The sequence below is a fragment of the Jeotgalicoccus halotolerans genome (assembly GCF_003387165.1).
GTDB lineage: Bacteria > Bacillota > Bacilli > Staphylococcales > Salinicoccaceae > Jeotgalicoccus > Jeotgalicoccus halotolerans.
The window spans coordinates 1-26,889 of sequence record NZ_QUMW01000003.1; the positions used below are offsets into that span (position 1 = coordinate 1).

At 41.6% G+C, this 26,889-nt stretch carries 25 protein-coding genes; 9 read left to right on the forward strand and 16 right to left on the reverse strand.

Going from position 1 to position 26,889, the window contains the following annotated elements; translation table 11 throughout:
• Nucleotides 1–127: 127 nt before the first annotated feature.
• Nucleotides 128–1,225, reverse strand: coding sequence for an AI-2E family transporter (locus DFR63_RS00720; protein WP_115883871.1), 1,098 nt, complete (start codon nucleotides 1,223–1,225; stop codon nucleotides 128–130).
• 141 nt (nucleotides 1,226–1,366) lie between these two features.
• Here DFR63_RS00720 and DFR63_RS00725 point away from each other — a divergent pair, with 141 nt between their 5' ends.
• Together DFR63_RS00725 and DFR63_RS00730 are read left to right on the forward strand one after the other, a co-directional pair.
• Nucleotides 1,367–2,092 (forward strand): alpha/beta hydrolase, encoded by a 726-nt coding sequence (locus DFR63_RS00725; RefSeq protein ID WP_115883872.1) that lies wholly within the window; start codon nucleotides 1,367–1,369, stop codon nucleotides 2,090–2,092.
• A 67-nt stretch (nucleotides 2,093–2,159) separates the two neighbouring features.
• Nucleotides 2,160–2,669, forward strand: a complete 510-nt coding sequence (locus DFR63_RS00730) for a 2'-5' RNA ligase family protein (protein WP_115883873.1) — start codon at nucleotides 2,160–2,162, stop codon at nucleotides 2,667–2,669.
• Between the two features lie 24 nt (nucleotides 2,670–2,693).
• Here DFR63_RS00730 and fabI read toward each other — a convergent pair whose 3' ends face one another.
• The 4 genes from fabI to yjbM form a co-directional block, all read right to left on the reverse strand.
• Nucleotides 2,694–3,461: an enoyl-ACP reductase FabI gene (gene fabI, locus DFR63_RS00735; protein ID WP_115883874.1), complete on the reverse strand. Its 768-nt coding sequence runs from the start codon at nucleotides 3,459–3,461 to the stop codon at nucleotides 2,694–2,696.
• A gap of 79 nt (nucleotides 3,462–3,540) precedes the next feature.
• A complete protein-coding gene (mgtE, locus tag DFR63_RS00740; RefSeq protein WP_115883875.1) occupies nucleotides 3,541–4,920 on the reverse strand; it encodes a magnesium transporter in 1,380 nt (459 codons plus the stop codon).
• A gap of 20 nt (nucleotides 4,921–4,940) precedes the next feature.
• The gene (locus DFR63_RS00745) at nucleotides 4,941–5,735 is read right to left on the reverse strand and encodes an NAD kinase (protein ID WP_115883876.1); all 795 of its coding nucleotides are present in this window, start codon (nucleotides 5,733–5,735) and stop codon (nucleotides 4,941–4,943) included.
• An 18-nt stretch (nucleotides 5,736–5,753) separates the two neighbouring features.
• Entirely contained in the window at nucleotides 5,754–6,374 is a 621-nt protein-coding gene (yjbM, locus tag DFR63_RS00750; RefSeq protein ID WP_115883877.1) for a GTP diphosphokinase, read from the reverse strand.
• Between the two features lie 153 nt (nucleotides 6,375–6,527).
• Here yjbM and DFR63_RS00755 point away from each other — a divergent pair, with 153 nt between their 5' ends.
• From DFR63_RS00755 to DFR63_RS00765, 3 genes are read left to right on the forward strand one after another with little or no spacing between them, the layout of a single operon-like run.
• Nucleotides 6,528–7,115, forward strand: a complete 588-nt coding sequence (locus DFR63_RS00755) for a CYTH domain-containing protein (protein WP_162842244.1) — start codon at nucleotides 6,528–6,530, stop codon at nucleotides 7,113–7,115.
• Nucleotides 7,115–7,483 (forward strand): globin domain-containing protein, encoded by a 369-nt coding sequence (locus DFR63_RS00760; RefSeq protein ID WP_115883879.1) that lies wholly within the window; start codon nucleotides 7,115–7,117, stop codon nucleotides 7,481–7,483. Before DFR63_RS00755 ends, DFR63_RS00760 begins: the two co-directional genes overlap by 1 nt.
• A gap of 32 nt (nucleotides 7,484–7,515) precedes the next feature.
• Nucleotides 7,516–8,316, forward strand: a complete 801-nt coding sequence (locus DFR63_RS00765) for a DsbA family protein (RefSeq protein WP_115883880.1) — start codon at nucleotides 7,516–7,518, stop codon at nucleotides 8,314–8,316.
• 406 nt (nucleotides 8,317–8,722) lie between these two features.
• Here DFR63_RS00765 and pepF read toward each other — a convergent pair whose 3' ends face one another.
• The 4 genes from pepF to spxA all read right to left on the reverse strand — a co-directional run bounded on the left by pepF (nucleotide 8,723) and on the right by spxA (nucleotide 12,866).
• On the reverse strand, nucleotides 8,723–10,528 hold the full coding sequence (pepF, locus tag DFR63_RS00770) for an oligoendopeptidase F (protein ID WP_115883881.1): 1,806 nt from the start codon (nucleotides 10,526–10,528) through the stop codon (nucleotides 8,723–8,725).
• A 55-nt stretch (nucleotides 10,529–10,583) separates the two neighbouring features.
• Complete coding sequence (locus DFR63_RS00775; RefSeq protein ID WP_115883882.1) at nucleotides 10,584–11,558, reverse strand: competence protein CoiA; 975 nt, start codon at nucleotides 11,556–11,558, stop codon at nucleotides 10,584–10,586.
• 66 nt (nucleotides 11,559–11,624) lie between these two features.
• Nucleotides 11,625–12,296: an adaptor protein MecA gene (mecA, locus tag DFR63_RS00780; protein ID WP_115883883.1), complete on the reverse strand. Its 672-nt coding sequence runs from the start codon at nucleotides 12,294–12,296 to the stop codon at nucleotides 11,625–11,627.
• 171 nt (nucleotides 12,297–12,467) lie between these two features.
• Complete coding sequence (gene spxA, locus DFR63_RS00785; protein WP_115883884.1) at nucleotides 12,468–12,866, reverse strand: transcriptional regulator SpxA; 399 nt, start codon at nucleotides 12,864–12,866, stop codon at nucleotides 12,468–12,470.
• Nucleotides 12,867–13,235: 369 nt separating this feature from the next.
• Here spxA and trpS point away from each other — a divergent pair, with 369 nt between their 5' ends.
• Nucleotides 13,236–14,237: a tryptophan--tRNA ligase gene (gene trpS, locus DFR63_RS00790; protein ID WP_115883885.1), complete on the forward strand. Its 1,002-nt coding sequence runs from the start codon at nucleotides 13,236–13,238 to the stop codon at nucleotides 14,235–14,237.
• A gap of 161 nt (nucleotides 14,238–14,398) precedes the next feature.
• Here trpS and fabF read toward each other — a convergent pair whose 3' ends face one another.
• From fabF to DFR63_RS00825, 7 genes are all read right to left on the reverse strand, one after another.
• Entirely contained in the window at nucleotides 14,399–15,640 is a 1,242-nt protein-coding gene (gene fabF, locus DFR63_RS00795; RefSeq protein ID WP_115883886.1) for a beta-ketoacyl-ACP synthase II, read from the reverse strand.
• Nucleotides 15,640–16,596 carry a beta-ketoacyl-ACP synthase III gene (locus tag DFR63_RS00800; protein WP_115883887.1) on the reverse strand — a complete coding sequence of 319 codons (957 nt, stop codon included), beginning with the start codon at nucleotides 16,594–16,596 and terminating at the stop codon, nucleotides 15,640–15,642. Before DFR63_RS00800 ends, fabF begins: the two co-directional genes overlap by 1 nt.
• Nucleotides 16,597–16,735: 139 nt before the next feature.
• On the reverse strand, nucleotides 16,736–18,589 hold the full coding sequence (locus DFR63_RS00805; RefSeq protein WP_115883888.1) for an oligopeptide ABC transporter substrate-binding protein: 1,854 nt from the start codon (nucleotides 18,587–18,589) through the stop codon (nucleotides 16,736–16,738).
• A gap of 174 nt (nucleotides 18,590–18,763) precedes the next feature.
• Complete coding sequence (locus tag DFR63_RS00810; protein ID WP_245954098.1) at nucleotides 18,764–19,639, reverse strand: ABC transporter permease; 876 nt, start codon at nucleotides 19,637–19,639, stop codon at nucleotides 18,764–18,766.
• A 225-nt stretch (nucleotides 19,640–19,864) separates the two neighbouring features.
• Complete coding sequence (locus tag DFR63_RS00815; protein WP_115883889.1) at nucleotides 19,865–20,827, reverse strand: ABC transporter permease; 963 nt, start codon at nucleotides 20,825–20,827, stop codon at nucleotides 19,865–19,867.
• A gap of 8 nt (nucleotides 20,828–20,835) precedes the next feature.
• A complete protein-coding gene (locus DFR63_RS00820) occupies nucleotides 20,836–21,768 on the reverse strand; it encodes an ATP-binding cassette domain-containing protein (RefSeq protein ID WP_115883890.1) in 933 nt (310 codons plus the stop codon).
• Nucleotides 21,765–22,811, reverse strand: coding sequence for an ABC transporter ATP-binding protein (locus DFR63_RS00825; protein WP_115883891.1), 1,047 nt, complete (start codon nucleotides 22,809–22,811; stop codon nucleotides 21,765–21,767). Before DFR63_RS00825 ends, DFR63_RS00820 begins: the two co-directional genes overlap by 4 nt.
• 310 nt (nucleotides 22,812–23,121) lie before the next feature.
• Between DFR63_RS00825 and DFR63_RS00830 the strand changes: the two genes are divergently transcribed.
• The 3 genes from DFR63_RS00830 (at nucleotide 23,122) to DFR63_RS00840 (ending at nucleotide 26,606) form a co-directional block, all read left to right on the forward strand.
• Nucleotides 23,122–23,319 carry a YjzD family protein gene (locus DFR63_RS00830; protein ID WP_115883892.1) on the forward strand — a complete coding sequence of 66 codons (198 nt, stop codon included), beginning with the start codon at nucleotides 23,122–23,124 and terminating at the stop codon, nucleotides 23,317–23,319.
• A gap of 107 nt (nucleotides 23,320–23,426) precedes the next feature.
• Nucleotides 23,427–24,926 carry a glycerol kinase GlpK gene (gene glpK / locus DFR63_RS00835; protein WP_115883893.1) on the forward strand — a complete coding sequence of 500 codons (1,500 nt, stop codon included), beginning with the start codon at nucleotides 23,427–23,429 and terminating at the stop codon, nucleotides 24,924–24,926.
• Nucleotides 24,927–24,950: 24 nt separating this feature from the next.
• On the forward strand, nucleotides 24,951–26,606 hold the full coding sequence (locus DFR63_RS00840; RefSeq protein WP_415708209.1) for a glycerol-3-phosphate dehydrogenase/oxidase: 1,656 nt from the start codon (nucleotides 24,951–24,953) through the stop codon (nucleotides 26,604–26,606).
• Nucleotides 26,607–26,889: the final 283 nt, after the last annotated feature.

Consider the following 26,889-nt stretch of genomic DNA (forward strand, 5'->3'; position numbering starts at 1 on the left):
TTCATTCGTTGAATACCTTATGTTTGATTTCAAGAGAAAACTCCCCCTAAAGTAGTTTACTTTTTTAAGTGTCTACTTTAGGGGGAGCATATCACAAAAGGACCGTCCGGGTTTGTTTACTAAAAATTTAATTTGTTTTTGATATGTCTGTCAGCATGGTATCTTTCAGATTTGTACGGTACCTCCAGATATTCTGGATAATCGTTTTAATTACTGCATAGGTTGGTATAGCTACCAGAATACCGATAAAACCGGCGATATTTCCTGCAGCAAGCACGATAGTAATGACAGTCAAGGGATGCAGTGCAAGAGACTGCCCCATTACATTTGGAGTAATGAGGTTACTTTCAATCTGCTGAGCAATCAGTGTAATAACCGATACCCAGATAAACATAATCGGATCTTGAATCAGTGCAAGCAGTCCAGCAGGAATAAATGCTACCCACGGACCGACGAAAGGCACTATATTCATAAACAAAGCAAAGATTGCAAGCAGCAATGCATAATCCAAGCCGATAATTGTATAGCCGATGTATAAGATAATACACAGTATGAATGATACCAGCATCTGTCCCTGAATAAATGAACGCAGAGTGCGGTCGATATCGTATAATAATTCGATTAAAAACTGTTTAAAAGTTCCGCTGAACGGTGAAGTCATCGCTGGAATGAACTTATGGTGATCTTTCAGCATAAAGAAGAAAAAGAACGGTCCGAGCACCAGGGTTAAAAGGACGCTCACTGTGCTTGTCACTATCGTAATTGCATTAGAAACAAAGCCGCTCAGCATATTCGTTCCCATATCAAGAGCATCCTGGGTCACCGACTGCAGATCGATATCAAATGGCAGACGTTCCCGCTGGCTCAGCAGGTAATTTGTAATGTTCTGCACTTCACTTTGCAGTATAGGCAGTCTGGATACTAAATTCTGTACCTGTTCTGTTACCATCGGTGCTACTGTCAGCGTAATAACCGCAATAACTATTAAAATAATTATAAAAATTGCAAGAATACTTACGAGTCTGTGCGCCTTGCGTTTTTCTAAAAAGCGCTGAATCGGTTCGGTTATGTAGTATAGCAGCCCGCCTATTAATACCGGGAAAAATATTGTCATTATTATCGTAATAAACGGATCAAAGATAATCTGAACCTGCATGACGAGCAGAATAATGACGAAAGTAATAATAAGTGCTATACCGCTTTGAAACCAAAGTTTATTAGTCATAAAGTGGCACCTCTGAAGTCTTTTAGTTCTTCATATTGTATCATTCCTGCTTATAATTTCATACTATATAACAGGCAGATTCGGAAATATATGTTATCTCTCAGGTCAAATTGGTAATATACAATATAAGGAGGCGTTAATTTGGATAAAACACCAGGAAAAGTACATACCACATCCCTCAGCTCGGAGGTTTGCGGTGAAACATTCGAAATACAATATTACCTGCCTAAATCGTATTCCGATCTTTATAAGTACAACGTTATTATAACTTTCGATTCGCAGGATTTCTTTAAATACGGGCAAATTGAACGATTAATTGAAAAGATGGAAGCAGATGATGAACTGGAACGGACAATCATTGTCGGCATTCCATATCCTTCAGTTGAATGGCGCAATCATTACTTCAGTCCGAACGGAAAGCATCATGAAAAGTTTGTTACTTTTGTCGGCCGTGAACTCAACAGCTTTATAGACAAGCATTTTAAAACTTTAAAAATGGCAAACAGTCGCCTGCTTATGGGTGAAAGTCTTGCCGGCAGTTTCGCTCTGTCGGTTGCATTGACCTATCCGAACACTTTCAGCCAGGCACTTGCTTTCAGCCCTTTCGTCGACGAGCAGTTTATTAACCGCTTTAAAAACAGCATGAGTCTGATTAATTTAAATATTTACCATACAATCGGCCTCGAAGAAGAAGATTTTACAACTATTATGGGCGCTCAGGCAGATTTTCTGACACCTAACCGCAAGTTGAATGAGATACTTGAAAGCGAACCGCTGGAATACACATACCGCGAACTGGAAGGCGGACATATTTGGAAAACATGGAAACCGGAACTTAAAAATGTTCTTAGACATTTTTTCGGATAGAAAACGTATACAATTTTTTTCGTAAAATGATATACTTGAAACAAATCGTTTAGGGAGGCATTTTAAAATGAAATTTGGAATAGCATTATTTCCATCTAAAAAACTTCAGGATACTGTGAACCAATATCGTAAGCGTTATGATGCTAGATATGCATATATTGCACCGCATATTACGGTCAAAGAAGCTTTTGAAGCAGATGAGAATGAAAAACCTCAGATTGCAGAATTTATCAAAAACGTAGCATCACAACATCAGCCTACAGAAATTGAAATTAAAAAGGTTTCAAGTTTTGCTCCAAAGAAACAGGTTGTTTATTTTAAAGTGGAGCCCAATGAAACATTAAGTTCAATTCACGAAGCGTTTAACAAAGGCGACTTCTACGGTGAGGCTTCACATCCGTTTGTACCTCACTTTACCCTCGCCCAGGAGGAAACAGCTCAGAAATTTGAAGATACACTCAGTCATTTGCAAATGATTGGAATCGAGCATTCAGAAACTCTGGATAAAATCAGTTTGTGCGTGCAGCTGGAAAACGGCATCTGGCATGTTACAGAAACCTTTAAATTAGGACAATAAAAAAACTCCCGAAAGGGAGTTTTTTTATGCCATAATATGATAGCCGCTGTCCACGTGAAGAACTTCTCCTGTAATACCGCTTGACAGGTCGCTCAAAAGGAAGGCAACTGTGTTTCCTACTTCAAGCTGGTCAACGTTGCGTTTTAACGGCGCACGTTCTGCAATTTCTTTAAGAATTGATTTGAATTCGCCGACAGCTGATGAACTCAGCGTACGGATTGGTCCTGCGGATACTGCGTTCACGCGGATGCCCTGTTCTCCAAGATCGTATGCCAGGTAGCGTACACTTGCGTCAAGCGCTGCTTTTGCTACACCCATAACGTTGTAGTTAGGCATTGCGCGTTCGCCGCCAAGGTAAGTCATCGTGACGATGCTGCCGTTTTCATTCATGATTTCTTTAGCGTATTTAGAAACAATTGTTAGGGAGTAAGCACTGATATCGAGTGCCATCTTAAATCCGTCACGTGAAGTTTCACTGAATCCGCCAGTTAATTCATTTTTATCTGCGAATGCGATTGCGTGAAGGACACCGTCGATGCCGTTTGTTTTTTCGCCGATTTCTTTAAATGCCTTAGATACATCTTCGTCACTTGTTACGTCGCATTCAACGATAATATCGTGCTCGCCTTCAAGTTCAACAAGCAGCTTGTCCAGTTCCTTGCGGAAACGTTCGCCGAGAATAGTAAATACGAGTTTCGCACCCATTTTATCCAGAGCACGTGCTGCACCCCAGGCGATACTTCTTTTATTAGCTACACCCATAATTACATATGTTTTACCTGATAAATCCATTCAGAAATCCTCCTAATTCATCCCTAGTATTAGTACCTACTACTAATCTACATTTTATTAAGCCCCATTGCAAGAAATATCATAATAAGCTCGACATAAATACATTTGCGAGCCCAAAATAAATCAGCAGGCTGATGATATCATTTGCTGTAGTAATAAACGGGCCGCTGGCAATAGCGGGGTCGATGCCAGCTTTATTCATTAATAAAGGTATAACAGTGCCGATAATAGTTGCAACTGACATCGATGCAAGCAAGCTGCCGCTGACAATAATACCGAGCACCGGCTCCCGGTACATCACTATAATAATAAGAAATATAACAATTCCGCAGGCGAGACCCGTAATAAATCCGGAACCGAGTTCACGTCCTGCAAGCTTTATCTTGCTGGACTCTTTGATTTCGCCTGTCGATATACCGCGGATGGCCACAGCAAGCGATTGGGTTCCTGTGTTCCCTGCCATCCCGCTGATTACCGGAATAAATGCGCTGAGAAGCACAACCCGTGCCAGAGTATCTTCAAAAAATGACAGCATCCATGCCGTAATCATTCCCATAAAAGTCAATCCTATAAGCCATGGCAAACGTTTCTTTGCTGTTTCCATCGCAGTATCGGAAGTACTTTCGTTATCGCTCATACCGGCAAGTCTTGAATAGTCTTCCCCGGCTTCTTCATGAATAACATCCATAATATCGTCTGCTGTAATAATACCGACTAAATGATCCTGAAAATCGACAACAGGCACTGCAAGAAAATCGTAATCGCGGACAATTTGGGCGACTTCCTCCTGATCATCCGATACCCTTACCGACACGACTCGCTCGGTCATGACATCTCCGATGTATTCATCGTCATCTGCAACGATCAGTTCTCTCAGCGAAATAATGCCTGCAAGATGATTATCCGGATCGGTAACGAAGAGGTAGTAAATCATTTCCGATTCCGGCGCCACTTCTTTTAAATAGCGCATAGCTTCACGCACTGTCATAAGACTGTTAATGCTGACAACTTCCGTCGTCATGATACCGCCGGCAGTATCTTCCTCGTAGTTCATAAGACTGCGGATTTCCACTGCATCTTCTTTATCCATCAGCGGTAAATAAGTTGTCATTTTTTCCCGTGAGATTTCATTTAAAATATCCACTGCGTTATCGTACTGCATCGCCCCGATAATATGGGCTGCATAGCGTGCATCTATTTTATCCAGCAGTTCTTCATATTCATCCGCTTCAAGTTCAAGCAGATCGAAGAAGTCGGATACTTCTTCAGGACTTAAAAACTTGTACAGAGTATTTTTCTCTTCATCGGTGAGCGCTTGGTAAATTTCACCCTGTTCATAATTGTGCAGGTCCATAAATATTTCTCTGAAACCATCCAGGTTCTCTTCATTTAAATACTTAATAAGGCTCTGTTTTACTTCTTCAAAATCTATTTCTCTGTTGTCTCTTGACATATCCATACCCACTCTCAACAAAAACTTTATGAAATGAACGAATCGTGCACTCTTTGCCAGAACGGGAATGGCCTGAATCGTGCAAAGCGGATCTTCTCTTCAGCTACGGAAAACTGAATAGACTTTACACCTTTGTGCACCAGGTTCACATGATCAATCGTCATCTGATATTCTTCACTGTTAACCGGTCTGACGTTGACAAAATGATGCTTCGGCAAGACAAGCGGCGAACCGACCGTCCGGAAGACACGGTTATTTATCGATGCAATTTCAGTCATCTGTACTGCTTCGATGGACGGGTGTATAATAGCACCGCCGAGCGCCTTATTATATGCTGTGGAACCCGAAGGCGTTGAAATACACAAACCATCCCCTCTGAATCTTTCAAAGTGGCGGTTTCTGATATCCACATCCATAACGAGTGTCGATCCGTTGGTCATACGGAGCGTCGCTTCATTTAAGGCGAGGTACTTCGTTTCCATGCCGACTTTATCATAATGAATCATCACTTCGACAAGCGGATACTCAACGATTTCAAAGTCATCATTTTTCAATGCCATAATCAGGCGTTCAACTTCATCTTGTCCCCAGTCGGCGTAAAAACCGAGATGCCCTGTATGCACTCCGACAAATGATACTTTACCGACGATATGCTGATAGCGGTGAAACGCCTGAAGCAGCGTACCGTCGCCTCCAACAGAAACGACAATTTCCGGCGACTTTTCATCCATCACCATATCCATCTCAAGCATATAGTTCATCATTTTGTCAGTCAGCGCGTTCGATTTTGTATCCCCTTTTGAAACTATAGCAAATCTCATATCATCACCTGATTTCATTTATATATTACGTTTTTTGGAAAAGTATTTCTGCGCTTCCTGAACTTCTTCTCTTATCTCTGACATTTCTTTGTCGAGCAGATAAGCCGCTTCAGCTGCATTCTGCAGACGGTCTTTAATTTCCGGCGGATATTCTCCCGAATATTTATAGTTCAGAGTATGTTCAATTGTCGCCCAAAAATTCATGGCGAGCGTACGGATTTGAATTTCAGCGAGAATATTAATTCTGCCGTTCACGCTCTCGACCGGATACTCGATAATAATATGATACGAGCGGTAGCCGCTTTCCTTTGTATTCTCGATATAATCGCGTTCTTCAATTACCTTCATATCTCCCCGTGATCTGATATGATCTGTAATTACATTAATATCATCAACGAACTGGCACATAATCCGGATACCCGCTATATCATACATCTGCGCACGCAGATTATCATAAGGGATATTTCTCGTACTCGCCTTTTCTATTATACTCTGGACCGGCTTCACTCTTGATGTTACAAACTCCACCGGTGAGGACTGGCTCGTAATCTGGTAATCTTTGCGGATACCTTTCAGCTTAATTTTAAGTTCTTCCACCGCCTGTCTGTACGGTGCTAAAAATATACTCCACTCTTCCAATTAAATTCATCCTCCAGACTCCACTGTAAAGGCTATTATTTTTTACTTCTGACGTAATTTATTCTACCATAACCCGTGAATTCTTATATATATAATCTGTTTGCTTTACAGGTTTTAAAAATTTAAGGATAATAACTGTGAGGAGTGAGGATGATGTTCGAAAAAGAAATCGAGTTTAAAAACCTGCTGACGGAAAGTGAATACGGTAAAATCAGGAACGATCATTTCTCCGGCGGACAGCCTCTGCATTTAACAAACTACTACATAGATAATAATGAACTGCAGCTGATTAACAATCTATTAATGCTGAGAATACGGGTCGAAGGCGGCAAGCAGCTCATGACGGTAAAAATCCCGGATGAACGTCATGTCGTTTGCGAGTATTCCGGTGTGACGGATATCGATCTCACCGAAGGGGCTGCCATCGATGAAAGCAGCATCCCGGAAAACATACGCGGACAGCTTAAACAACGCAATATCCGGATGGACAGTCTGGCCATTCAGGGAACACTAGTGACCGAACGGTTCGAAAAACCTTTAAACCTCGGTCTGCTCGTGCTCGATAGGAGCACCTACCTTGGGACGACTGACTTTGAACTTGAATTTGAAGCGCCTGACGTCAGTACCGGACAGGCAGAATTTACGCAAATTCTTAATAATTATGGTATTGTACGACGAGACGAAATTGTTAAAAGCGCACGTTTCTATAATGCACTTAAACACAAGAAGGGGGTAAACTGATGCCTTTAGCATATAATGAAATCGGCGAGGAAAAGCTTTATAAAATGATAGATATTTTTTATGAATATGTAAAAAATGACCACCGTATTAACCATCTTTTCCCCGACGATTTAACAGAAACTGCCTATAAGCAGAAACTCTTTCAAACACAATTTCTCGGCGGACCGAATTTGTACAACGAAAAGTACGGACATCCGATGCTCCGGGCAAGGCATATCCCTTTTAAAGTGACACCCGCTGCAGGCGAAGCCTGGCTTGAGAATATGAACCGGGCGATTCTTGATGTCGGTATAGATGAAGAATTGCGTGAGTATTTGATGGCACGTTATACCCTTACTGCAAAGCATATGGTAAACAGTGAGGATTAACAGCCGTCAACAAAAATATAGAGGTGAAATACGTGAGCAAAAATAATAGTGAAGACTTGCTGTTATTGGAGCAGTCAGATCATACAGTCGAAATTTTTTATTTCTTTGATCCATTTTCAAATGACTGTATAGCTATGGAGCCCGTAATAAATAAATTGCTGATTGAATACCGCGGACACATTACTATTAAAAAAATATTGGCGCCGTCACTGTCTGTGCTGACTAAATGCCAGGCGCAGTCTACATCCAGTGTCGATAATATAGCACTCGCCTACAAAGCGGCAGAAATCCAGGGTCAGTCCAAAGCCCGTGCTTTTATCAGATATATTTTTAACAGGATTAATCCGCTGAATACAATCTGCACGAAAGAAGTGATTGATGACAGCGCAAGACTTGCCGGTATCGATTTAAATTCATTCCACGAAGATTTGAACTCTCCGACACTCGATGCGATGCTGAAGTACGATTTGTCAGTGTTCAGGGAGATGGATATCGAAAGCCTGCCCGCCATGGTTTTCTTCTCAGGTGATGTAAAATCGGAAGGGGTTAAAGTTGACGGTTTTTATCCATATCATATATACACTTATATTATTAACGAGCTGATCGGTATCGAAGTGGAGAAGAGACAGCTTCCAAGTATTATTGACTATATCAGGGCCCATGAACTCGTCAGTTTTGATGAATTAAAAACTATCTTTGAGTGGCGTGCCGGTTTATTATTAAACGAACTGAAAAAACTGCGGCTTCAGCGGTTAATTGATGAAGTCAATTTAAACAATCAATCTTTTTATCAGCTTAAACAGCCGGCAGTTCCGCTGCAGGCAAAACACTAATAACGAAAAATACCAGGTCCGAAACAAAAGACATAAAAGGTTATAATATTAGATGATTTCACTTTAAAAGCCGTACGTTAGACTTCTAGGGGAATAGCATCTGCGTGTGACTACAGACTCACGCGATGCCCCAGAAAAGCTAACGTACGGCTTATTTATGTTGTAAACATTTATGTCCGAGCCCAGTGGTTTTTAATATGTATTAAAAAAGCCAATAAAAAAAGTAGCACATCTTCTATAATGTGCTACTCAAACAAAGGGGATGGGAGAAATTTTTCACTGTTAACAAAGGGGTATGTTTCAGTGATAAAATTTTCATGAGTTAAATATAGCACGGTAACAAGCTCTAAGCAACATTTTGAACAGTTTTTCACATTATTGTCATAATGTAAACGAATTCACAAACTTAATTCTCTAAATCAGTAAGCAATTCTTCAAATTTTGTTAATTGTGCTTCAAAAACTTCCAGTGCATTTTCAACCGGTTTGCTCGTCGTCATGTCGACTCCAGCATTTTTTAATATTTCAATCGGGTAGTTCGATGATCCTTTTTTAAGGAATTCCTTGATATAGCGCTGTGCAGTCTCTTCCCCTTCTTCCAGCACCTGTTTTGACAGACTTGCTGCAGCTGCGTAGCCTGTTGCGTACTGATAAACGTAATAGTTCATATAGAAGTGAGGAATTCTTGCCCACTCCACGCTGATTGCTTCGTCGTAGTCGACTGCATCACCGAAATATTTTTTATTCAGATCTCCGTAAACTTCGCTGAGCTTGCCTGCGGTCAGCGGCTCTCCCGCTTCTTTAAGAACATGAATTGCATGCTCAAACTCCGCAAACATCGTCTGACGGAACACGGTGCCTCTGAAACCTTCCAGCTGTTCGTTCAATAAGTACAGCTGCTGTTTTTTATCATCAAGCGTATTAAACATGTAATCTGCAAGCAATGCTTCGTTAAAAGTACTTGCGACTTCTGCAACAAAGATAGAATAGCCGCTCGTATTTGCCGGCTGGTTTTTGCGCGAATAATAACTGTGCACAGAATGTCCGAATTCATGCGCCAGCGTGAACAGGTTATTGACATTATCCTGCCAGTTCATAAGGATAAACGGATTTGTCCCGTAAGTGCCTGATGAGTATGCACCTGTACGTTTTCCTTTGTTCTCATATACGTCCACCCAGCGGTTCTCTAAACCTTCTTTAACGATACTGACATATTCTTCACCTAAAGGCTGAAGAGCATTTACAAGCCATTCTTTGGCATTTTCATATGTCATATCAAAGTCTGTATCTTCAACGAGCGGTACGTACATATCATACATTTTCAATTCATCGACTTTTAAAAACTTCTTGCGCAGTTCAGTATAACGGTGTAAAAGATGAAGATTATCGTTCACTGTGTTTACCAGGTTGTCATACACAGATTCAGGAATATGGTTATTTGACAGCGCTTGATGACGGCTTGATTTATACCCTCTTACATCCGCACTGAAAGCATGAGTATTTACAACTCCGGCAAGTGTCTGGCTGAGTGTGTTTTTAAATTGATTATATTCACCGTACAGGTTGTTATAAGCAGACTCGCGCAGCGTCCTGTCGGAAGATTTAAGCAGTTCAACATAGTTCCCCTGAGTGAGTTCATGCTCTTTTCCTTCCTTGTCAACAGCAGGTTTAAAAGTAATATCTGCATTATTAAACATACCGTACACTTGAGATGGTGTATGCAGCACTTCGCCGGCACGGGCAAGAAGCTGTTCTTCTTTATCGCTTAAAATATACGGTCGCTGCTTATTTAATTTCTCAAGATCAAATTTAAATTCCGCGAGCCGTTCATGATTCGCATATTCTTTTAAAGTTTCTTCAGGAATTTCCATAATTGCCGGGACGAGGAAACTCCAGGCTGTCGAGTATTTAACTGCAAGTGATCTTGCCCGGCTTTCGAGTGCGCTGTAAGTATCATTTGACGTATCCTGGTCGTGTTTTAAATGAGCATAGACAAATAATTGCCCGAGTTCTGTATCGAGTGATCTTTCGAGCTCCAGAGCATCTGCGAGTTTTTCTGCAGAATCGAAACCATCTTTGAATTGATCGTTATCAGCGATTTTGCTCTCGAGTGCTTTATACGCTTTTTCAAAATCTTCGTCACTTTTAAAGATCGTCGTTAAATCCCACGTATTTTCAAGCTGCTGTTCTTCTCTAGTAATTAAATTCCCCATGAATAAAAACCTCCGTTTATTAGTAACACAATTTTCTCAATAATTTATTCTTTATTCAAGCAATATCTTTCGAAATCCGAAAAACTTTTAAATAGAAAGCAAGCAGCTTCTTAATGATTGTGTTTTTATCAGGAATATCAGAGAATGTTCTCAATTTAATAAAGTTAGAAAACTGTTCACGGTCAAAAGTACCGTTCGTTAAATGGTAATAAATATATAACTTCCACTCAATTGGCGAATTTAAAATATATCTTTCTTCAAAACTGGTAAAATAAAGAAAATCAGGCAGAGTGCCTGCAGTCAGACCCAGCTGATACATATAAGTCAGTGTCGGATTCAATACAGATTTCCCGGATTTCTCACGCCGGATTAAACGCTTCACCGCTGCTTCGGACAGCCTGTATATTTCTGCCCAGCTTTCCTTAGTTTGAAATGTTAATAAATCATCCGGAACCACCTGTTCTTTTTTAAATGTGAAACGGTTTAAGCCGGCAGTATGCCCGATGTGCCAGGCAGTAATAATAAGTTTTTCGGTATCCACTGTATAGATAGTATCTTCGGACATGGCGGACAGCTGAAAATGACTTAAGGAGACGAGCACACCTTCCTGTTTTATTTCTTTTTGGTCCAGCAGCCAGATTACTCTGATACCGAGCTTACGATAGCCTGAGGTGCGCGATAAAATTAATTCCGGACTGATTCTTGACAGCTGAATTTCAAGCGCCAGGCTGTGTTCAATTAAAATATCCGGAATCTGTTCAATACTTTCAAGGTAATATTCCATCGCTGTATCGTAACGCTGCTTCAATTTAAGGTATAAATCGTGTTTCAGCTTTAAATGGAGCAGCGATTCTCTTTTGTATAAATATCTGCTGCATTGTAAAATATGATGGTGAGAAAAGTGCGGAACCTTTACGCTGCCTGCTTTTAAAATAACAGGGGTGTCACAGACCGGACAGAAATACCGTTCATTTTTTACTGCATTTAAAGCCATAACCTGCAAGCCGTTTTCATCATTTGCCATAAACATAAAAAAAACCTCCTTTTCCTATATATAGGGAAAAAGGAGGTTTTATTTTTTTTTCGTACAAGTTAATTAATTTTCCTGAAAATATCTTCTAACCTGAGCCCGAACGTTGTTACTCATTATAATTTTTCCATATTCATCCAGTAAGGCACTGGCAATCGAAGTCGGCTCACTGTATTCCAGCAGCTTTGATTCAATACCTTCCATACTGTCAAAATGTGTTCTGTAGTCAAAGAAGACCTGGTAGTAGTATTTACCATCCAGTACATACAGTAAATCTTCATACAGCGTTTCATCCACTTCAACTTCATGAGTATATTTTATAAGATTTTCAAAATCACTAAAGTGAACCATCAGGGGTTCATTAATGACTGGAACATCAAATTTATTATTGTTGTCAGTTTTCCGTTCGTCGATGGCTTTATCGATAAATGATTCGATTTCCCGGTTTTCAATATTCATGGCATAAGGCTCCATGCCATACGGATCATGTTCATTCTGGGACTTAGACACAACGACTTCGATACCTTTGTCGAACGCATGCACTTGAATCCATAATGGGCCATCCATAGCAAAATCATCGGTTTGCTCGTTGTTTACTTCATCCATAATCGTCCAGAAAAATTCTTCGCCACGCTGACGGTTCATCCATAAATCTTCTTTGTTGAAACCGCGGCTTTCAATATCGCTGTATGTTAAGAAGAATTTAATGGTTGAGTCGTTCACTCTTTCAATTCTCATCCTGCTCACTCCCTTACCATCATTTCTGCCTATTATACTAAGGATTATAATATAATACCAAATTTTAGATTTGTCTGCTTATTATATGTTAAAACGCCCGCAGATAGCAAATCATCTGCAGGCGTATTGAACTTCATACATATATCAAGTTAATCATCGTACAAATATTTCTTATAATTCTGCCAGGCGTTTAGCTTCGATTAGATGCAAGGTTCTAATACTGCGTGGTAAAAAGCGTCTGATTTCATCTTCGTTGTAGCCCACTTGTAAACGTTTGTCATCCATAATAATTGGACGTCTCAATAAACCGGGGTTTTCCATAATTAAAGTATACAGCTCATTCATAGGAAGGCTTTCGATATCAACATTTAATTTTTGGAAAGTTTTAGAGCGAGTCGAGATAATTTCTTCTGTCCCGTACTCTGTCATTCTTAAAATAGATTTAACTTCGTCTAAAGTTAATGGTTCAGAAAATACATTGCGTTCCGTATAAGGAATATCGTTTTCCTGCAACCATGCTTTTGCCTTACGACATGACGTACAACTTGGAGAAGTAAATAGTACTACCATGTAACTCACACTCCAATTTTTTTATTTCTAACAAGAGTCTATACCCGTTTAAAGTTATCTTTAAACATCTCACTAGTATGTAACTCTGACTCCTGTTGACAATTCTTATTATAAGTACTAAACATTAAAATAAAATGAGAATATTGTAATAATCTTAAAAATTATTAATTAAGCTGCTGTTAAAAAGCAATATTTACTGCCTGATTCTATTATAACATCAAAGTTGGTCAAAGTATAGATGTTTTCCGCATTAATACTGCCTACTTCTGTTTTTTCATATAAATTAATGCTAATTTGCCCACTTGATTGCACATCTGCAAAAAGAGTATTAATATTAAGAGACTAACTAAAACTATGTAGGTGACATTAATGAAAACATTATTCTCAGGCGTTCAGCCAAGCGGTATTCCGACTATAGGAAACTATATTGGCGCTTATAAACAATTCGTTGAATTACAGGACGAATACGATTCATACTTCTGCATCGTGGACCAGCATGCTATCACTGTGCCCCAGGACCGGCTAAAGCTTCGTGAAAATTCAAGAGCACTCGCAGCCATTTATCTTGCAAGCGGCTTAAATCCCGATAAGATTTCTCTCTTTATACAAAGTGAAGTTTCAGCTCATGCCAAAGCAGCATGGATGCTGCAGTGTACTTCATATATCGGAGAGCTTGAACGTATGACACAGTTTAAAGATAAAGCACGAAAGCAAAATCAGCGGGACGGCATCTCTGTTGGACTTCTGACTTATCCTGCTTTAATGGCCGGCGATATTTTACTTTACAACGCTGACGTAGTACCAGTCGGTGAAGATCAGACTCAGCACATTGAATTTACCCGCAATATTGCCGAACGGTTTAACACTAAATATAATGACATCTTCACTCTGCCTGAAATTAAACTGCCGGCAGTAGGCGGACGTATAATGAGCCTGAACGAGCCTGTTAAGAAAATGAGTAAGAGTGATGATAATCAAAAATCATTTATAACCTTACTGGACGATCCAAATCAGGCGGCGAAGAAAATCCGTTCTGCCGTTACGGATTCTGATACCGAAATTAAATTCGATAAGGAAAACAAACCTGGTATTTCGAACTTGCTCACTATTTACAGTTCATTAACCGATAAAACAATTGGACAGCTGACTGAAGAATATAAAGACTCTAGCTACGGAGACTTTAAGAAGGACCTCGGGGAAGTTGTGAAAGAATTCCTTATCGATTTCCAGGAAAAATACAACTATTACCTCAACAGTGAAGAATTGGATGAGATTCTTGATGCCGGCCGCGATAAAGCAGCGCGAAAAGCAGATAAGATGGTAGAAAAAATGGAACGCGCAATGGGCTTAGGCAGAAAGCGCAGAAAATAATCAGTAATCCGGACAGAATTTTTGATTCTGCCCGGATTTTTTGTGTTTTTGGGTAAATGGAAAAGGGAACGAGATCTCATTGCGGAGCAAATGGAATATTTCCATACAAACAAGAAAAAAGCACGCTCCACCCAAGGCAGAACGTGCTTCAATATATAATTTTATTCTTCGTATTTTTTAAATACCAGGGACGCATTGTGGCCGCCGAATCCTAAGCTGTTTGATACAGCATATTTAAGGTCCGCTTCTTCTGCACCGTTCGGCACGTAGTTAAGATCGCACTCCGGTGCCTGATTGATTAAATTTATAGTCGGGTGAACTTTACCTTCACGCAGACTGTAAGCAGTAATGATTGCTTCCATACCTCCGGCACCGCCGAGCATATGGCCCGTCATCGATTTAGTCGAGTTAATGAGCAGGTTGTCAGCGTGTTCTTTAAATACTGAACGGATTGCCAGTGTTTCGAATTCATCATTGTAAGGCGTACTCGTACCATGCGCGTTGATATACTGCACTTCTTCCGGTTTAATTCCGGCATCTTTCAGTGCTTCAGCCATTGCACGTGCACCGCCTTCTCCATTTGGCGCCGGTGCTGTAATGTGATGCGCATCTCCCGTAGAGCCGTATCCTACAATCTCAGCATATATTTGTGCACCGCGTGCTTTTGCATGTTCAAGTTCTTCGATAACAACAACACCTGCACCTTCCGCCATAACGAATCCATCTCTGTCTGCAGAAAATGGGCGCGACGCATATTCAGGATCGTTCGAGCTCGATAATGCCCTGTTCGCCTGGAATCCTGCTACACCCATATTAGTAATTGGTGCCTCAGTACCGCCTGTAATCATTACATCCGCCTGACCGCGTTCAATAATTTTAAATGCGTCACCGATAGAGTTTGTACCGGTCGCACATGCTGTGACCGTCGCACCGTTCGGGCCTTTTGCCCCTTCACGGATTGACACCTGTCCGCTCGCCATATCCGGAATCATCATCGGAACAAAGAATGGACTTACACGTCTCGGTCCTTTAGTCGTCAGCGCGATAAATCCTTCTTCCAGTGACTGGATTCCGCCGATTCCGGAACCAATCCATACTCCGACACGCTCAGCATTACTGTCGTTAATTTCAAGACCTGAATCTTTAACTGCTTCATCAGCTGCAATAACGGCAAATTGTGTAAATTTGTCCATTCTGCGTGCTTCTTTTCTATCAATAAAGTCTTCTATATTTAAGTTTTTCACTTCTCCACCGATGTGAACATTAAATTGTTCGGTATCGATATTAGTAATTTCTGCAATCCCATTCTTACCCGCCAATGCATTCTGCCATGTTTCCTTTGCTGTATTACCAATCGGGGTTACTGCCCCTGCACCGGTAATTACAACTCGCCTTCTAGTCATTAAGAGTCCTCCTTCTTAGTACCCCAAGTTAAACAAACTGCACCCCATGTTAAACCGCCGCCAAATCCGACCAGAACGATATTATCTCCCGGTTTAATGCGGTTTCTTTTCACTTCATAATCTATGCTGAGCGGAATCGATGCTGCTGAAGTGTTCCCGTATTTATTGACAGTCACACTCATTTTATCATAAGACAGGCCCATACGTTCTCTTGCCGCATTCATAATTCTAATATTGGCCTGATGAGGAATCAGCATATCGATGTCTTCTTTTGCAAGCCCTGCTTTTTCAGTAACTGCAACGCTCGACTCTCCCATTTGCCTTACTGCAAATTTAAATACTTCGCGTCCGTTCATACGAATATAGCCTTTTTCTTTGTCACCGTATAAATACTTGCCGCCCGATCCTTTGCTGCCGAGTTCGAAAGATTTAATGCCGAAACCTTCTTCAACTTCACCAACGACTACAGCACCTGCACCGTCTCCGAATAATACCGCGGTTGAACGGTCTTCAAAGTCAGTTATTTTTGTCAGCTTATCAACGCCGACCACTAAAATATTTTTGTAGTTGCCGGATTTAACGAACATTTCAGCTGTTGAGAGTCCATATATAAAACCTGAACATGCAGCGAGCTGATCCATCGATGCAACATTATTGAGTCCCAGACGGTCCTGAATCATAGTTGCAACTGTCGGGAATTTATAATCTCCGGTAGAAGTGGCAACGATTACAAAATCGATATCTTCTTTTGCCACGCCCGAGTTCTCTATCGCCTCTTCGGCTGCATAAAAAGCCATTTCACTTGTTTCCATATCTTCCGCGAAACGCCGTTCTTCTATACCTGTCATTTCTCTAATCCATTCATCAGAAGTATCGAGAATTTTTTCAAAGTCAAAATTCGTAAATACTTTTTCTGGTGCATATGAACCAATGCCGAGAATTCCTACATTTGTCATGCTTCTCACACCTTATAGTCTCATTATATTACTAGGTACTAATTTATCATAATACAGCCTGTTTTTCAATTAAAAACAAATTGATAAATAAAAGAAACCTGAGACAATTTGTCCCAGGTTTCCTCTTATTCATTAATGATTATTCTGCGTCTTCAACACCAACGCGGTACCATAACAGGTCTTCGTTCCACTCGTAATCTTCAGAGTAGTTGATTACTCTTTCGTTTACTGGTGTCACAAATGCACGGTAAAGTGTCGGAATTACAGGGATTTCTTCAACCATCAGTTCTGACCACTGGTTGTAGATATCTTTTCTGTAATCAACATCAAGCGCTTCCTGAGAGTTACCTTTTGTTAATAAGTCAGTGCTTTCTTCTGACTCGTAACGAGTATAGTTAAATGGCGCATCCGGACCGTAAAGACCTGAAGGGTCTACGTCAGAACCTACACCCCACGCACCTTGGTAAATATCAATTTCAGGATCGTCGTTTTCAACCATGTCGTAGAATGAGTTAAACTCGATTAAACGGCCGTTAGTTAATTCAACGTTTAAACCGACATCTCTCCAAGACTGGATGTAGTAGTTAGCAAGTGGTTCAGCAATATCTCCACCTGACATAGAAGCAAAGTTAATAGATAATGCTTCGCCATCTGGATCTTCTCTCATGCCGTCACCGTCTACGTCTTCGTATCCGGCTTCATCAAGAATACGGTTTGCTTCTTCAGGATCGTAAGCAGGAACTTCTACTTCTTCATGCCAGTTAGCATGATAAGGAGTAATTAATGAAGTTGCTTTCCAGCGAAGTCCATTGTAGAAACGTTCTCCGATTGCGTCATTGTCAATTGCATGCCACATTGCACGGCGAAGTTCAACGTCGCCCATTTTCATTTCTTCCGGCTTGTAGTCTACTTTTCCTGCCTCAGCGTCCCATGAACCGAGTTTGAAGCCGATGTAAGTGTATGCACCATCGATATTAGCTAACCATTCAACACCATCCATTTCCGCAACATCCGGATACTGGTCTGTCGGGAAGCTCTTAGCGATATCTACATCTCCTGATTCAACTGCACTGGCAATTGAAGATGGAGCAATTACACGAACAGTAACTTCTGAAAGTCCCGGTTCACCGCGCCAGTAGTCTTCAAATTTAGACATAGAGATTGATTCCCCTGCAACGATTGAATCAACTTTATATGGCCCGATACCGATTGGGTTCTCGCGAGTTTCAGGAGCTGCAGCCATTTCTGAAACTTCCATTCCTTCATAGTAATGTGTCGGGAATGCATATGCCCAGAAACCGCCCGCTGTTAATGACGGAGCAAGCTCAGTGTAAGTAAATTCAGCTGTCTGATCGTCGATGATTTCAATACCGGAAATAGAATCAGCATCGCCGTTTCTATATTCTTCGTAACCTTCGATTAATGTGAAGCCGTCTGTTGAACCGCGTACACCGTCGTAGTCAGGATGTCCGATAATTTCATAAGAAGATACATAATCCTGAATAGTTAAAGGTTCCCCATCATGCCATTTAACTCCGTCTCGTACAGTGAACGTAACAGTGTTATCGTCTTCGTTCATTTCATACTGTACAGCCCCTTCGTTTGTATACTGGAAATCCGCATTCATTGACAGTACCGCTTCATCGAAGTGTGCCATCATATCTGCATCAGGTGCACCATTGTAAAATGCCCAGTTAAGTGTACCTTCAAATGGAGTATCTGATGAATAACCTATGTTTAAAGTCCCTTCACCTGAAGGCTCCCCTGTATTAGATACTGTTTTTGGAAAATCTTCATAGTTGTATACTTCTCCTGAAGCAGTACCCCCTTCTTCTGTAGAATCATCTGATGATTCTTCATCTCCTGATTCTTCCGTTGAAGCATCATCCGTAGATGTATCTTCTTCTGAAGAATCTCCCCCGCATGCTGCCAGCGCTAAAACAAGAGCCAGCGTCATAAGGAAGCAAAACCTCGACCAAGAAATTTTAGTCATTTTATTTCCTCCTTTGTTTTTTTACTGCTTGATATATATACAAAGTTCAGATCTCCGAACTTTAGTATCTGAATTGAAATTCTTCCATAAAATTTTTGTAAAGTTTTCTTAATATTCATAATAGCATAGTTATGCAGTATTACAATAAAATTTTTAGAAAATTAAGTCTTCTGTTTATGCATTGCGCTGACGGGCGTCTCCTGCACGTCTGAATGCTTCTCCGATGTTTCTGACACACAGCATTAAGATTAAAATCAGGATTGCAGCAGGTGCCCAAATCCACCATCTGTTCTGCAGAGTCTGCGTTTGAATTGCATAAGCCATGAGTGTCCCGAGTGAAGGTGTACTCTCGGGGAAACCGAAGCCGATAAATGACAAGCCTGATTCAATTCCGATATTCGCAGCCAGTGACAGCGTTGCGTTAACGATAATCAGACCGACCATGTTTGGCATCAGCTGGGTAAATATAATTTTAATATTAGAACTTCCAAGAGTCCGGGAAGCATTAATATAATCGAGCTCTTTCTCCTGCATCGCAATTGAACGAATCAGCCGGGCTGTACCTGTCCACAAGAAAGCAGCCATAATTAATGAGAATGTCCAGATATCATACGATGGAACGATTGTTACGAATACAACAACGATCATCAGAAATGGCAGAACCATGAAAAAGTCAACAACACGCATCATCGCGTTATCGATATGTCCGCCAAAGTAACCCGATACAACACCGTAAACTATACCGAAGCCGACACTTATAGCAGTGACCAGGAAACCGATAGCAAGTGAATTTCTCGTTCCGATAATCAGCTGGCCGAAGATATCGCGGCCGCCGTAATCTGTCCCCAATCTAAATTCATCATTGGGCGGCTGATTTATTGAAAATAAATCTACCTTTACAATCGCCGCCTGATTGAGAAACATCGTTAAGCCGAATACATATGATGTAATAATGACTAGAATTATAAGAGAGAACAGCGCGAGTTTGTCGCTGATTAATTCTTCAAATATAATTTTCCAGCCGGGCTTAGAGCGCGGCAGGTTTTTCATATCGAGGGCGCCGTGTCCCACCGCCCCGTGCGGTAAATCTGCCTTAACACTCATATCCATTTCTTTTCGTTCACTGTTATCTTTATCATCCAGTGAGAATGCATCCCCTTTTTCAGGCGGGGTGTATTCTTTGTTTGCCGGTTCTTCACTGTACTTATAAGTTTCTGCTTCATTTTCTTTCAGTCTGTCTTTGTCTTCTCTTTCGTTAGCCAAATTCACCCCTCCTTACTTAATGCGGATACGCGGATCCACAATACTTAAAATAATATCTGACAGTAATGTACCGATAATCGCAAGCATGCCGTACATTAAAATAAGTACGTTCGCCACTGAAAAGTCGCGGATTGAAATTGATTCAAGGAATAAGCGTCCCATACCCGGATAACCGTAAATCGTTTCGATAAACAGGGATCCGCCTAATAATGCAGTAATTTCATATCCAAAGAATGCCGCGATCGGTAAAATTGAGTTTCTAAAAATATGTTTAGTATAAACTTTGCCTTCCGTTACACCTTTTGCACGCGCTAAAGTAATGAAATCTTTCTGCTTTGTTTCGATAATACCGCTCCTTAAATACTGAACGGTGCCGACCAGCCCGATTAAAGCTATAGCAAAACTCGGCAATATAAGATGCTGGATTTTACTCGCCACATACTCGAAGGTGCCCGGCTGCAGACCTGCTCCAACCGAACCGCCCGTTGGGAACCAGCCGAGTGTATAGCCGAACAGCAGCAGCATTACTAAACCAAAAATAAATGTCGGTGTTGCGAAACCTAAGTATGTGTATCCTGTAATCAGACTGTCGAGCGGCGAGTCATTCCATCGTCCTGAAATAAGGCCTAACGGAATACCGATTAAGTAAATTAATACCGCTGAGAATAATGACAGCCATATGGTATTCAGCATTCTGTCACCGATAACGTCAAGTACCGGCTGCTGTTTAAAGAACGAGTGCCCGAAATCTCCCTGCAGCATCGCAGCTATCCAGTCTCTGTACTGAATGTACCAGGGATTGTTTAGTCCCATCTGTTCACGCAGACGTTCGATTTGTTCAATTGGCACTGTAGGGTCAATCAGACCGCTTAAAGCATCCCCCGGCATTAAAGAACCCAGGAAGAATACCAGAATACTTAGTAAAATAATTTGCGGAAACGATATAATTAACCGTCTAATAGTAAATTTTAACATTCAGCCTTTCACCCCTTTGCCGGCAGTGCAGCTTTGTGCGTTGCTGAAATATTAATCAGCGGCAATGCTCTGCCATCTTCATCTAAATATTCGTGAAAATGCTGGTCGTATTCTTCTTTTACCGACTGGCGAATATGCAGATTTTCATCGATTTTATCAACGTTCGTATCCGGAATCGCAGCGATCAGGCGTTTCGTATACAGGTGCTGAGGATTGCTGAAAATATCCTCTGCGGTGCCTTCCTCGACGAGGCGTCCCTGATACATAATACCGATATGCTGGCACATGTGCCGGACAACCCCTAAGTCGTGCGCGATAAACAGCATTGTCAAGTCCAGCTCTTCTTGAATATCCTGCATAAAGTTTAATACCTGCGCCTGGACCGACACGTCGAGTGCAGATACAGGCTCATCGGCAATAATCAATTTCGGGTTCAGTGCGATTGCCCGTGCTACACCGATTCTCTGCCGCTGTCCGCCTGAAAATTCGTGCGGATACTTATAAAGCGAGCCCGGCGGCAGCCCTACTTTTTGGAGCAGATCCAAAACTTCTGCAATCAGTTCATCTTTAGTACGTTTGTGATAATTTCTAATCGGCTCACTCACGATATCAAATACACGCTTACGTACATTTAAAGAAGAGTACGGATCCTGGAAAATCATCTGGATTTCTTTGCTGTTTTCCACTGACTTCCCGCTTCCGCTGATTGCTTTGCCATCGAAAAGAATCTCCCCTTCCGTTATATGATTCAAGCCGATGACTGCTTTGCCTGTTGTTGTTTTCCCTGATCCCGACTCTCCAACGAGACCGTACGTAGTACCCTGCGGAATATTGAGTGAGACTCCGTCAACAGCTTTGACATAGTCTTTAACTGTATTGAAAAAACCGCCTTTTATCGGGTAGTACACTTTTAGATTATTTATTTCGAGCAGGTTATTCATTCCTTCACCTCTTCTGCGCTATTTTCCATTTGCTCCTGTTCTACTTGAAGTCCGATATCAGGGTCCGATTTTAAATAGAAGTCTTTATAGCAGGTGCAGCGTACGTAATGTTCCGGGCTGATTTCCCGAAGTTTAGGATTATGTTCATGGGCTTCTTCCGGAATCCATGGAATACGAGGTGCAAAACGGCATGAGTCCCTTTCCATTTTATTCAACGCCGGCACGACACCTTCAATAACATGAAGCTTGCCGCCCATCTGTTCTTCGTTTGGCAATGAGTTTAAAAGCGAACGTGTATATGGATGCTTCGGATCTTTAAATAATTCTTTAACCGGTGCAATTTCCACAATTTGCCCGGCATACATTACAGCTACCCGGTCTGCCATTTCTGCTACTACACCGAGATCATGCGTAATCAGCAGTACTCCCGAGTTAAGATCTTCCTGCAGTTCTCTGATTAAATCGAGAATCTGAGCCTGGATTGTTACATCGAGTGCCGTCGTCGGTTCATCTGCAATCAAGAGCCTTGGTCTGTTAGCAATAGCAATTGCAATTACAACACGCTGGCGCATTCCTCCTGAAAGTTCGTGAGGGAACGCTTCACCGACACGTTCCGGATTTGGAATGCCGACTCTTGACAATAACTCTATTGCATAGCTTTCTCTTTCACTTTTAGCTTTCGTCTTATGTATTTTTAAAGTCTCCATAATCTGAAGCTTTATTTTCATTAACGGATTCAGTGCAGTCATAGGGTCCTGAAAAATCATGGCCATTTCTCCGCCGCGAATATTATTCATCTTCTTCTCATTCATTTTAAGAAGATCTTTCCCTTCAAGATCCACCTGGCCTTCAATTCGTGCATTGCGGTGCAGTTTCATTAATGAAAACGCCGTTGCACTTTTCCCCGATCCGGACTCCCCGACAAGTGCCACTACTTCATTCGGCTGAATATCCAGTGACACATCGTCAACAGCAGGATAATATGTCCCGTCTATTTTAAAAGAAGTCGTCAAATTTTTAACGCTCAGAAGCTCTTCTCCCACTTAAATCACCTTAACTTTCCCTTTATTAAAAATAAGTCTCAATTTTTCAAATTATGTAAATTCTCGTGTTTGTTTTTCTATTGTATAAAGACACTGTCAAAAAGGCAATAAGAATTGTTTAAAAATTATAAAATTTCTGTATGTAATTTATTAATATACATCTATGCATAAATTGTTAGCATCTTCATTTTATGAGACCGCTTTCAATAATGCAAGCGTTTTCAGAAATTATTTTTTCCCTACTATACTTTATGAATATTTTCATGTAAAATGAATGTATAAAATACGTTAAATCGGAGGCTTCTCACTGATGAGATATCTCGTTACATTTTTATGGGCATTCATGCTCACTCAGATGGTCAACTTTATACTTAACAGTCTTGCAGGCGGCGGCCCGTTAAACTTCTGGATCGGTGTTGTTTTAGCGGTAGTTATTACATTGACAATCTTAGTCCTTGACGGATTGAATAAAATGTCAGCTGATCCTCATGCCGGCGACGAACTCTAAACTGGATTTCATATGAAATCCAGTTTTTTATTTGCTTTTTAACTTTACTGTAAAACGGGTATAATTGGTTTGTAATTACTTTTACCTTTATTTGGGGGTATTTTAATATGAAGAAATATGTCATGTCGATCGACCAGGGCACAACGAGTACGAGAGCTGTACTTATCGACCGCAAAGGAAATATTGCCGCTTCAAATCAGCGTGAATTTGCTCAGCACTTTCCCCGTTCCGGCTGGGTAGAGCACAACGCAAATGAAATATGGAGTTCTGTTTTGTCTGTAGTTGCCGGAGTCATGATAGAAAATAACATCACACCGGCTGAAATAGATTCAATCGGTATTACAAATCAGAGGGAAACCGCAGTGGTTTGGGATAAAAATACCGGTCTTCCAATTTATAATGCTATCGTCTGGCAATCCAGACAGACCGCTGATATTTGTTATGATTTGAAAGAACAGGGATATGAAACGCTTGTCCGGGAAAAAACAGGACTTGTAATTGATCCTTACTTTTCAGGCACTAAAATTAAATGGATTCTCGACAACGTTGAGGGCGCCATGGAGAAAGCAGAAAATGGCGACCTTCTATTCGGTACAATAGACAGCTGGATTATATGGAAATTCACCGAAGGTGCTGAACACGTTACAGATTATACAAACGCGAGCCGGACACTTCTATATAATATATACGAGCTGAAATGGGATGAAGAACTTTTATCTATCTTAAATGTTCCGAAGAGGATGCTGCCGGAAGTAAAATCGTCAAGCGAAATCTACGGCTACACGACAAAGTCCCACTTCTTCGGTTACAACATTCCAATTGCCGGTATCGCAGGCGATCAGCAGGCAGCCTTATTCGGCCAGACGTGCTTTAATGAAGGCGATGCGAAAAATACTTATGGAACCGGCTGTTTTCTGCTCCTGAATACAGGTGAAGAACCGACATCCAGCAACAATGGATTGTTAACGACGATTGCTGTCGGCATCAACGGCAAGGTGAATTATGCACTGGAAGGATCTATTTTTGTTGCGGGCAGCGCGATTCAGTGGCTGCGGGACAACCTCGAATTTTTCAGCGACTCAAAAGTAAGCGAAGAATATGCCAGGAAAGTAGATTCGTCTGAAGGTGTATACGTCGTGCCAGCCTTTACCGGACTCGGTGCGCCATACTGGGACTCGGAAGCGCGGGGTACCATGTTCGGTCTGAGCCGAGGTACAACTAAAGCGCATATCAGCCGGGCAACACTTGAAGCTGTCGCCTATCAGACAAAAGATGTTCTCGATGCGATGCAGCTCGATGCCGGTATAGAAATCGACAGGCTGCGAGTGGACGGCGGCGCTTCAGCTAATAACTTCCTTATGCAGTTTCAGTCTGATATGCTGCAGACCAAGGTTGAGCGTCCCGCAATTTTGGAATCAACTGCGCTCGGAGCTGGTTATCTCGCAGGCCTTGCCACAGGTTTCTTTCTGTCACAAGAAGCTCTGCAGGAACTCAGTAAAACCGATTCAACATTCAATCCGCTGATGGATAACAATAAACGGGATACACTCTACCGCGGCTGGCAAAGTGCAGTCCGCGCGACTCAGATGTTTAAGACAGATGAATAATTCGAATTTAAAAACAGGAGGAGAATTATGTTAAACGCACTTACACGTAAACATCAGCTTGATCACATGTCGAAATTTGAATACGATTTACTTATAATCGGCGGCGGAATTACGGGAGCGGGAATTGCACTCGATGCATCGATGCGCGGACTGAATGTCGCCCTGGTAGAGATGCAGGATTTCTCAGAAGGTACGAGCAGCAGGAGCACGAAATTAATTCACGGCGGACTCCGGTATTTAAAACAAATGCAGGTTAATGTCGTCAGGGAAACTGGCCGCGAACGAGCCATTGTTTATGAAAACGGTCCGCATGTCACAACACCCGAATGGATGCTGCTGCCTTTTCATAAAGGCGGTACATTCGGCGAGTTTACAACGAGCCTCGGACTGAAAGTCTATGATTCTCTTGCCCAGGTCGATAAAAACGAACGCCGTAACATGCTCACAAAACAAGAAGTTATCGAACGGGTTCCTAATATTAAAAGTGACGGACTCCGCGGCGGCGGTCACTACGTGGAATATAAAACTGATGACGCGAGACTCACTGTTGAAGTAATGAAGAAAGCCGCTTCCTACGGTGCAGATGCAGTCAACTACGTGAAAGCAGACGGATTTTTATATGATAACGGTACGGTTACAGGAATTAAAGCCAAAGATGTTCTGAGAAACGACACTTATGAAATTAAAAGTAAAGCAGTGGTTAATGCAACCGGCCCCTGGGTCGATGAAGTCCGCGCGAATGACCAGGCAGGCCGGCAGACTAAAAAGCATTTAGTTCACACTAAAGGTGTTCACATCGTCTTTAAACAAGAAGATTTCCCGTTAACCCAGGCTGTTTATTTTGATACAAAAGATGACGGCCGTATGATTTTTGCTATTCCGCGTGCCGGCAAAACCTACGTCGGTACAACAGATACATTTTACGGTGAAAATAAAGCCAGGCCGACAGCTGAAACTGAGGATAAAGCTTATTTGGTCGACGCGATTAATTTTATGTTTCCGACCTTAAATATAGATATATCGATGATCGAATCCTCATGGGCCGGTATTCGTCCGCTTATCCAATCCGGCAGTAAAAATGCTTCGGATATCTCACGCAAAGATGAAATCTGGCACAGTACAAGCGGGCTCATTACAATCGCAGGCGGCAAACTTACCGGCTACCGCCATATGGCTGAGGAAATCGTGGATGAGGTTGCAGAGTATTTGAAAAAACATCATAAGATGAACGTTAAAAAAGTGTCAACTAAAAATGAACCTGTTTCAGGAGGCGATGTCGGCGGCAGTGTCGGCTATCAGAACTACGTTGACAACATAAGCCGTAAAGCGCCGAGTTACGGTCTTACACTCGATGAAGGTCATATGCTCGCCATGAAATACGGCAGCAATGTTGAAGCAGTTTATCAATATGCAGGCATTACAAACGATAATCACGAAAAATACGGTCTGCCGAAACCCTTATATGCGGAAGTAATTTACGGTATACTTCATGAAATGGTAATCAAGCCGGCTGACTTTTTCGTACGCCGTTCAGGCAAACTATATTTTGAAATCGAGGATGTCGTAAAATACCGCAGCGGTGTTGAACAGCTCCTGCAGGATACCTTAAGCTATGACGACAAAACCTGCAATCAATTCTCCCGGGAACTCGATGAAGCGATTGAAGATACCAGAAAATAATAGATTATACTGCTTTTAGGCCGGCCGGGTGCAAATCTGCACCCGGTTTTTTTGTCTTGGCGAGGGTTGGTAGCAGTTTGGGGGGGTGGAGTTTGAGGGACGGGATACACATGACAGCCGTTCATGCCAACCCGCCCTAGCAATCAGCGCCATTCACCCCCAAAAACAACAAAAACCCTCCTGAAATCTGAACTGCTCCCTGTCAAGTAGACAGGTAAAAAAACAAAATAGTATTTTGGTCGCACACGACGATTGTCGTGTGCGTTTTTTTATGCGGGTATCT

Excerpts from the sequence above, each read along its gene's own strand:
- DFR63_RS00805 (WP_115883888.1), bottom strand. The coding sequence starts at position 18,589 with ATGACTAAAATTTCTTGGTCGAGGTTTTGCTTCCTTATGACGCTGGCT.
- DFR63_RS00820 (WP_115883890.1), bottom strand. The coding sequence starts at position 21,768 with ATGAATAACCTGCTCGAAATAAATAATCTAAAAGTGTACTACCCGATA.
- pepF (WP_115883881.1), bottom strand. The coding sequence starts at position 10,528 with ATGGGGAATTTAATTACTAGAGAAGAACAGCAGCTTGAAAATACGTGG.
- spxA (WP_115883884.1), bottom strand. The coding sequence starts at position 12,866 with ATGGTAGTACTATTTACTTCTCCAAGTTGTACGTCATGTCGTAAGGCA.
- DFR63_RS00755 (WP_162842244.1), top strand. The coding sequence starts at position 6,528 with ATGTTCGAAAAAGAAATCGAGTTTAAAAACCTGCTGACGGAAAGTGAA.
- DFR63_RS00775 (WP_115883882.1), bottom strand. The coding sequence starts at position 11,558 with ATGTTTATGGCAAATGATGAAAACGGCTTGCAGGTTATGGCTTTAAAT.
- glpK (WP_115883893.1), top strand. The coding sequence starts at position 23,427 with ATGAAGAAATATGTCATGTCGATCGACCAGGGCACAACGAGTACGAGA.
- DFR63_RS00720 (WP_115883871.1), bottom strand. The coding sequence starts at position 1,225 with ATGACTAATAAACTTTGGTTTCAAAGCGGTATAGCACTTATTATTACT.
- DFR63_RS00760 (WP_115883879.1), top strand. The coding sequence starts at position 7,115 with ATGCCTTTAGCATATAATGAAATCGGCGAGGAAAAGCTTTATAAAATG.
- DFR63_RS00810 (WP_245954098.1), bottom strand. The coding sequence starts at position 19,639 with ATGAAAAACCTGCCGCGCTCTAAGCCCGGCTGGAAAATTATATTTGAA.
- DFR63_RS00830 (WP_115883892.1), top strand. The coding sequence starts at position 23,122 with ATGAGATATCTCGTTACATTTTTATGGGCATTCATGCTCACTCAGATG.
- fabF (WP_115883886.1), bottom strand. The coding sequence starts at position 15,640 with ATGACTAGAAGGCGAGTTGTAATTACCGGTGCAGGGGCAGTAACCCCG.
- DFR63_RS00815 (WP_115883889.1), bottom strand. The coding sequence starts at position 20,827 with ATGTTAAAATTTACTATTAGACGGTTAATTATATCGTTTCCGCAAATT.
- DFR63_RS00800 (WP_115883887.1), bottom strand. The coding sequence starts at position 16,596 with ATGACAAATGTAGGAATTCTCGGCATTGGTTCATATGCACCAGAAAAA.
- mecA (WP_115883883.1), bottom strand. The coding sequence starts at position 12,296 with ATGAGAATTGAAAGAGTGAACGACTCAACCATTAAATTCTTCTTAACA.
- fabI (WP_115883874.1), bottom strand. The coding sequence starts at position 3,461 with ATGGATTTATCAGGTAAAACATATGTAATTATGGGTGTAGCTAATAAA.
- DFR63_RS00745 (WP_115883876.1), bottom strand. The coding sequence starts at position 5,735 with ATGAGATTTGCTATAGTTTCAAAAGGGGATACAAAATCGAACGCGCTG.
- DFR63_RS00730 (WP_115883873.1), top strand. The coding sequence starts at position 2,160 with ATGAAATTTGGAATAGCATTATTTCCATCTAAAAAACTTCAGGATACT.
- trpS (WP_115883885.1), top strand. The coding sequence starts at position 13,236 with ATGAAAACATTATTCTCAGGCGTTCAGCCAAGCGGTATTCCGACTATA.
- mgtE (WP_115883875.1), bottom strand. The coding sequence starts at position 4,920 with ATGGATATGTCAAGAGACAACAGAGAAATAGATTTTGAAGAAGTAAAA.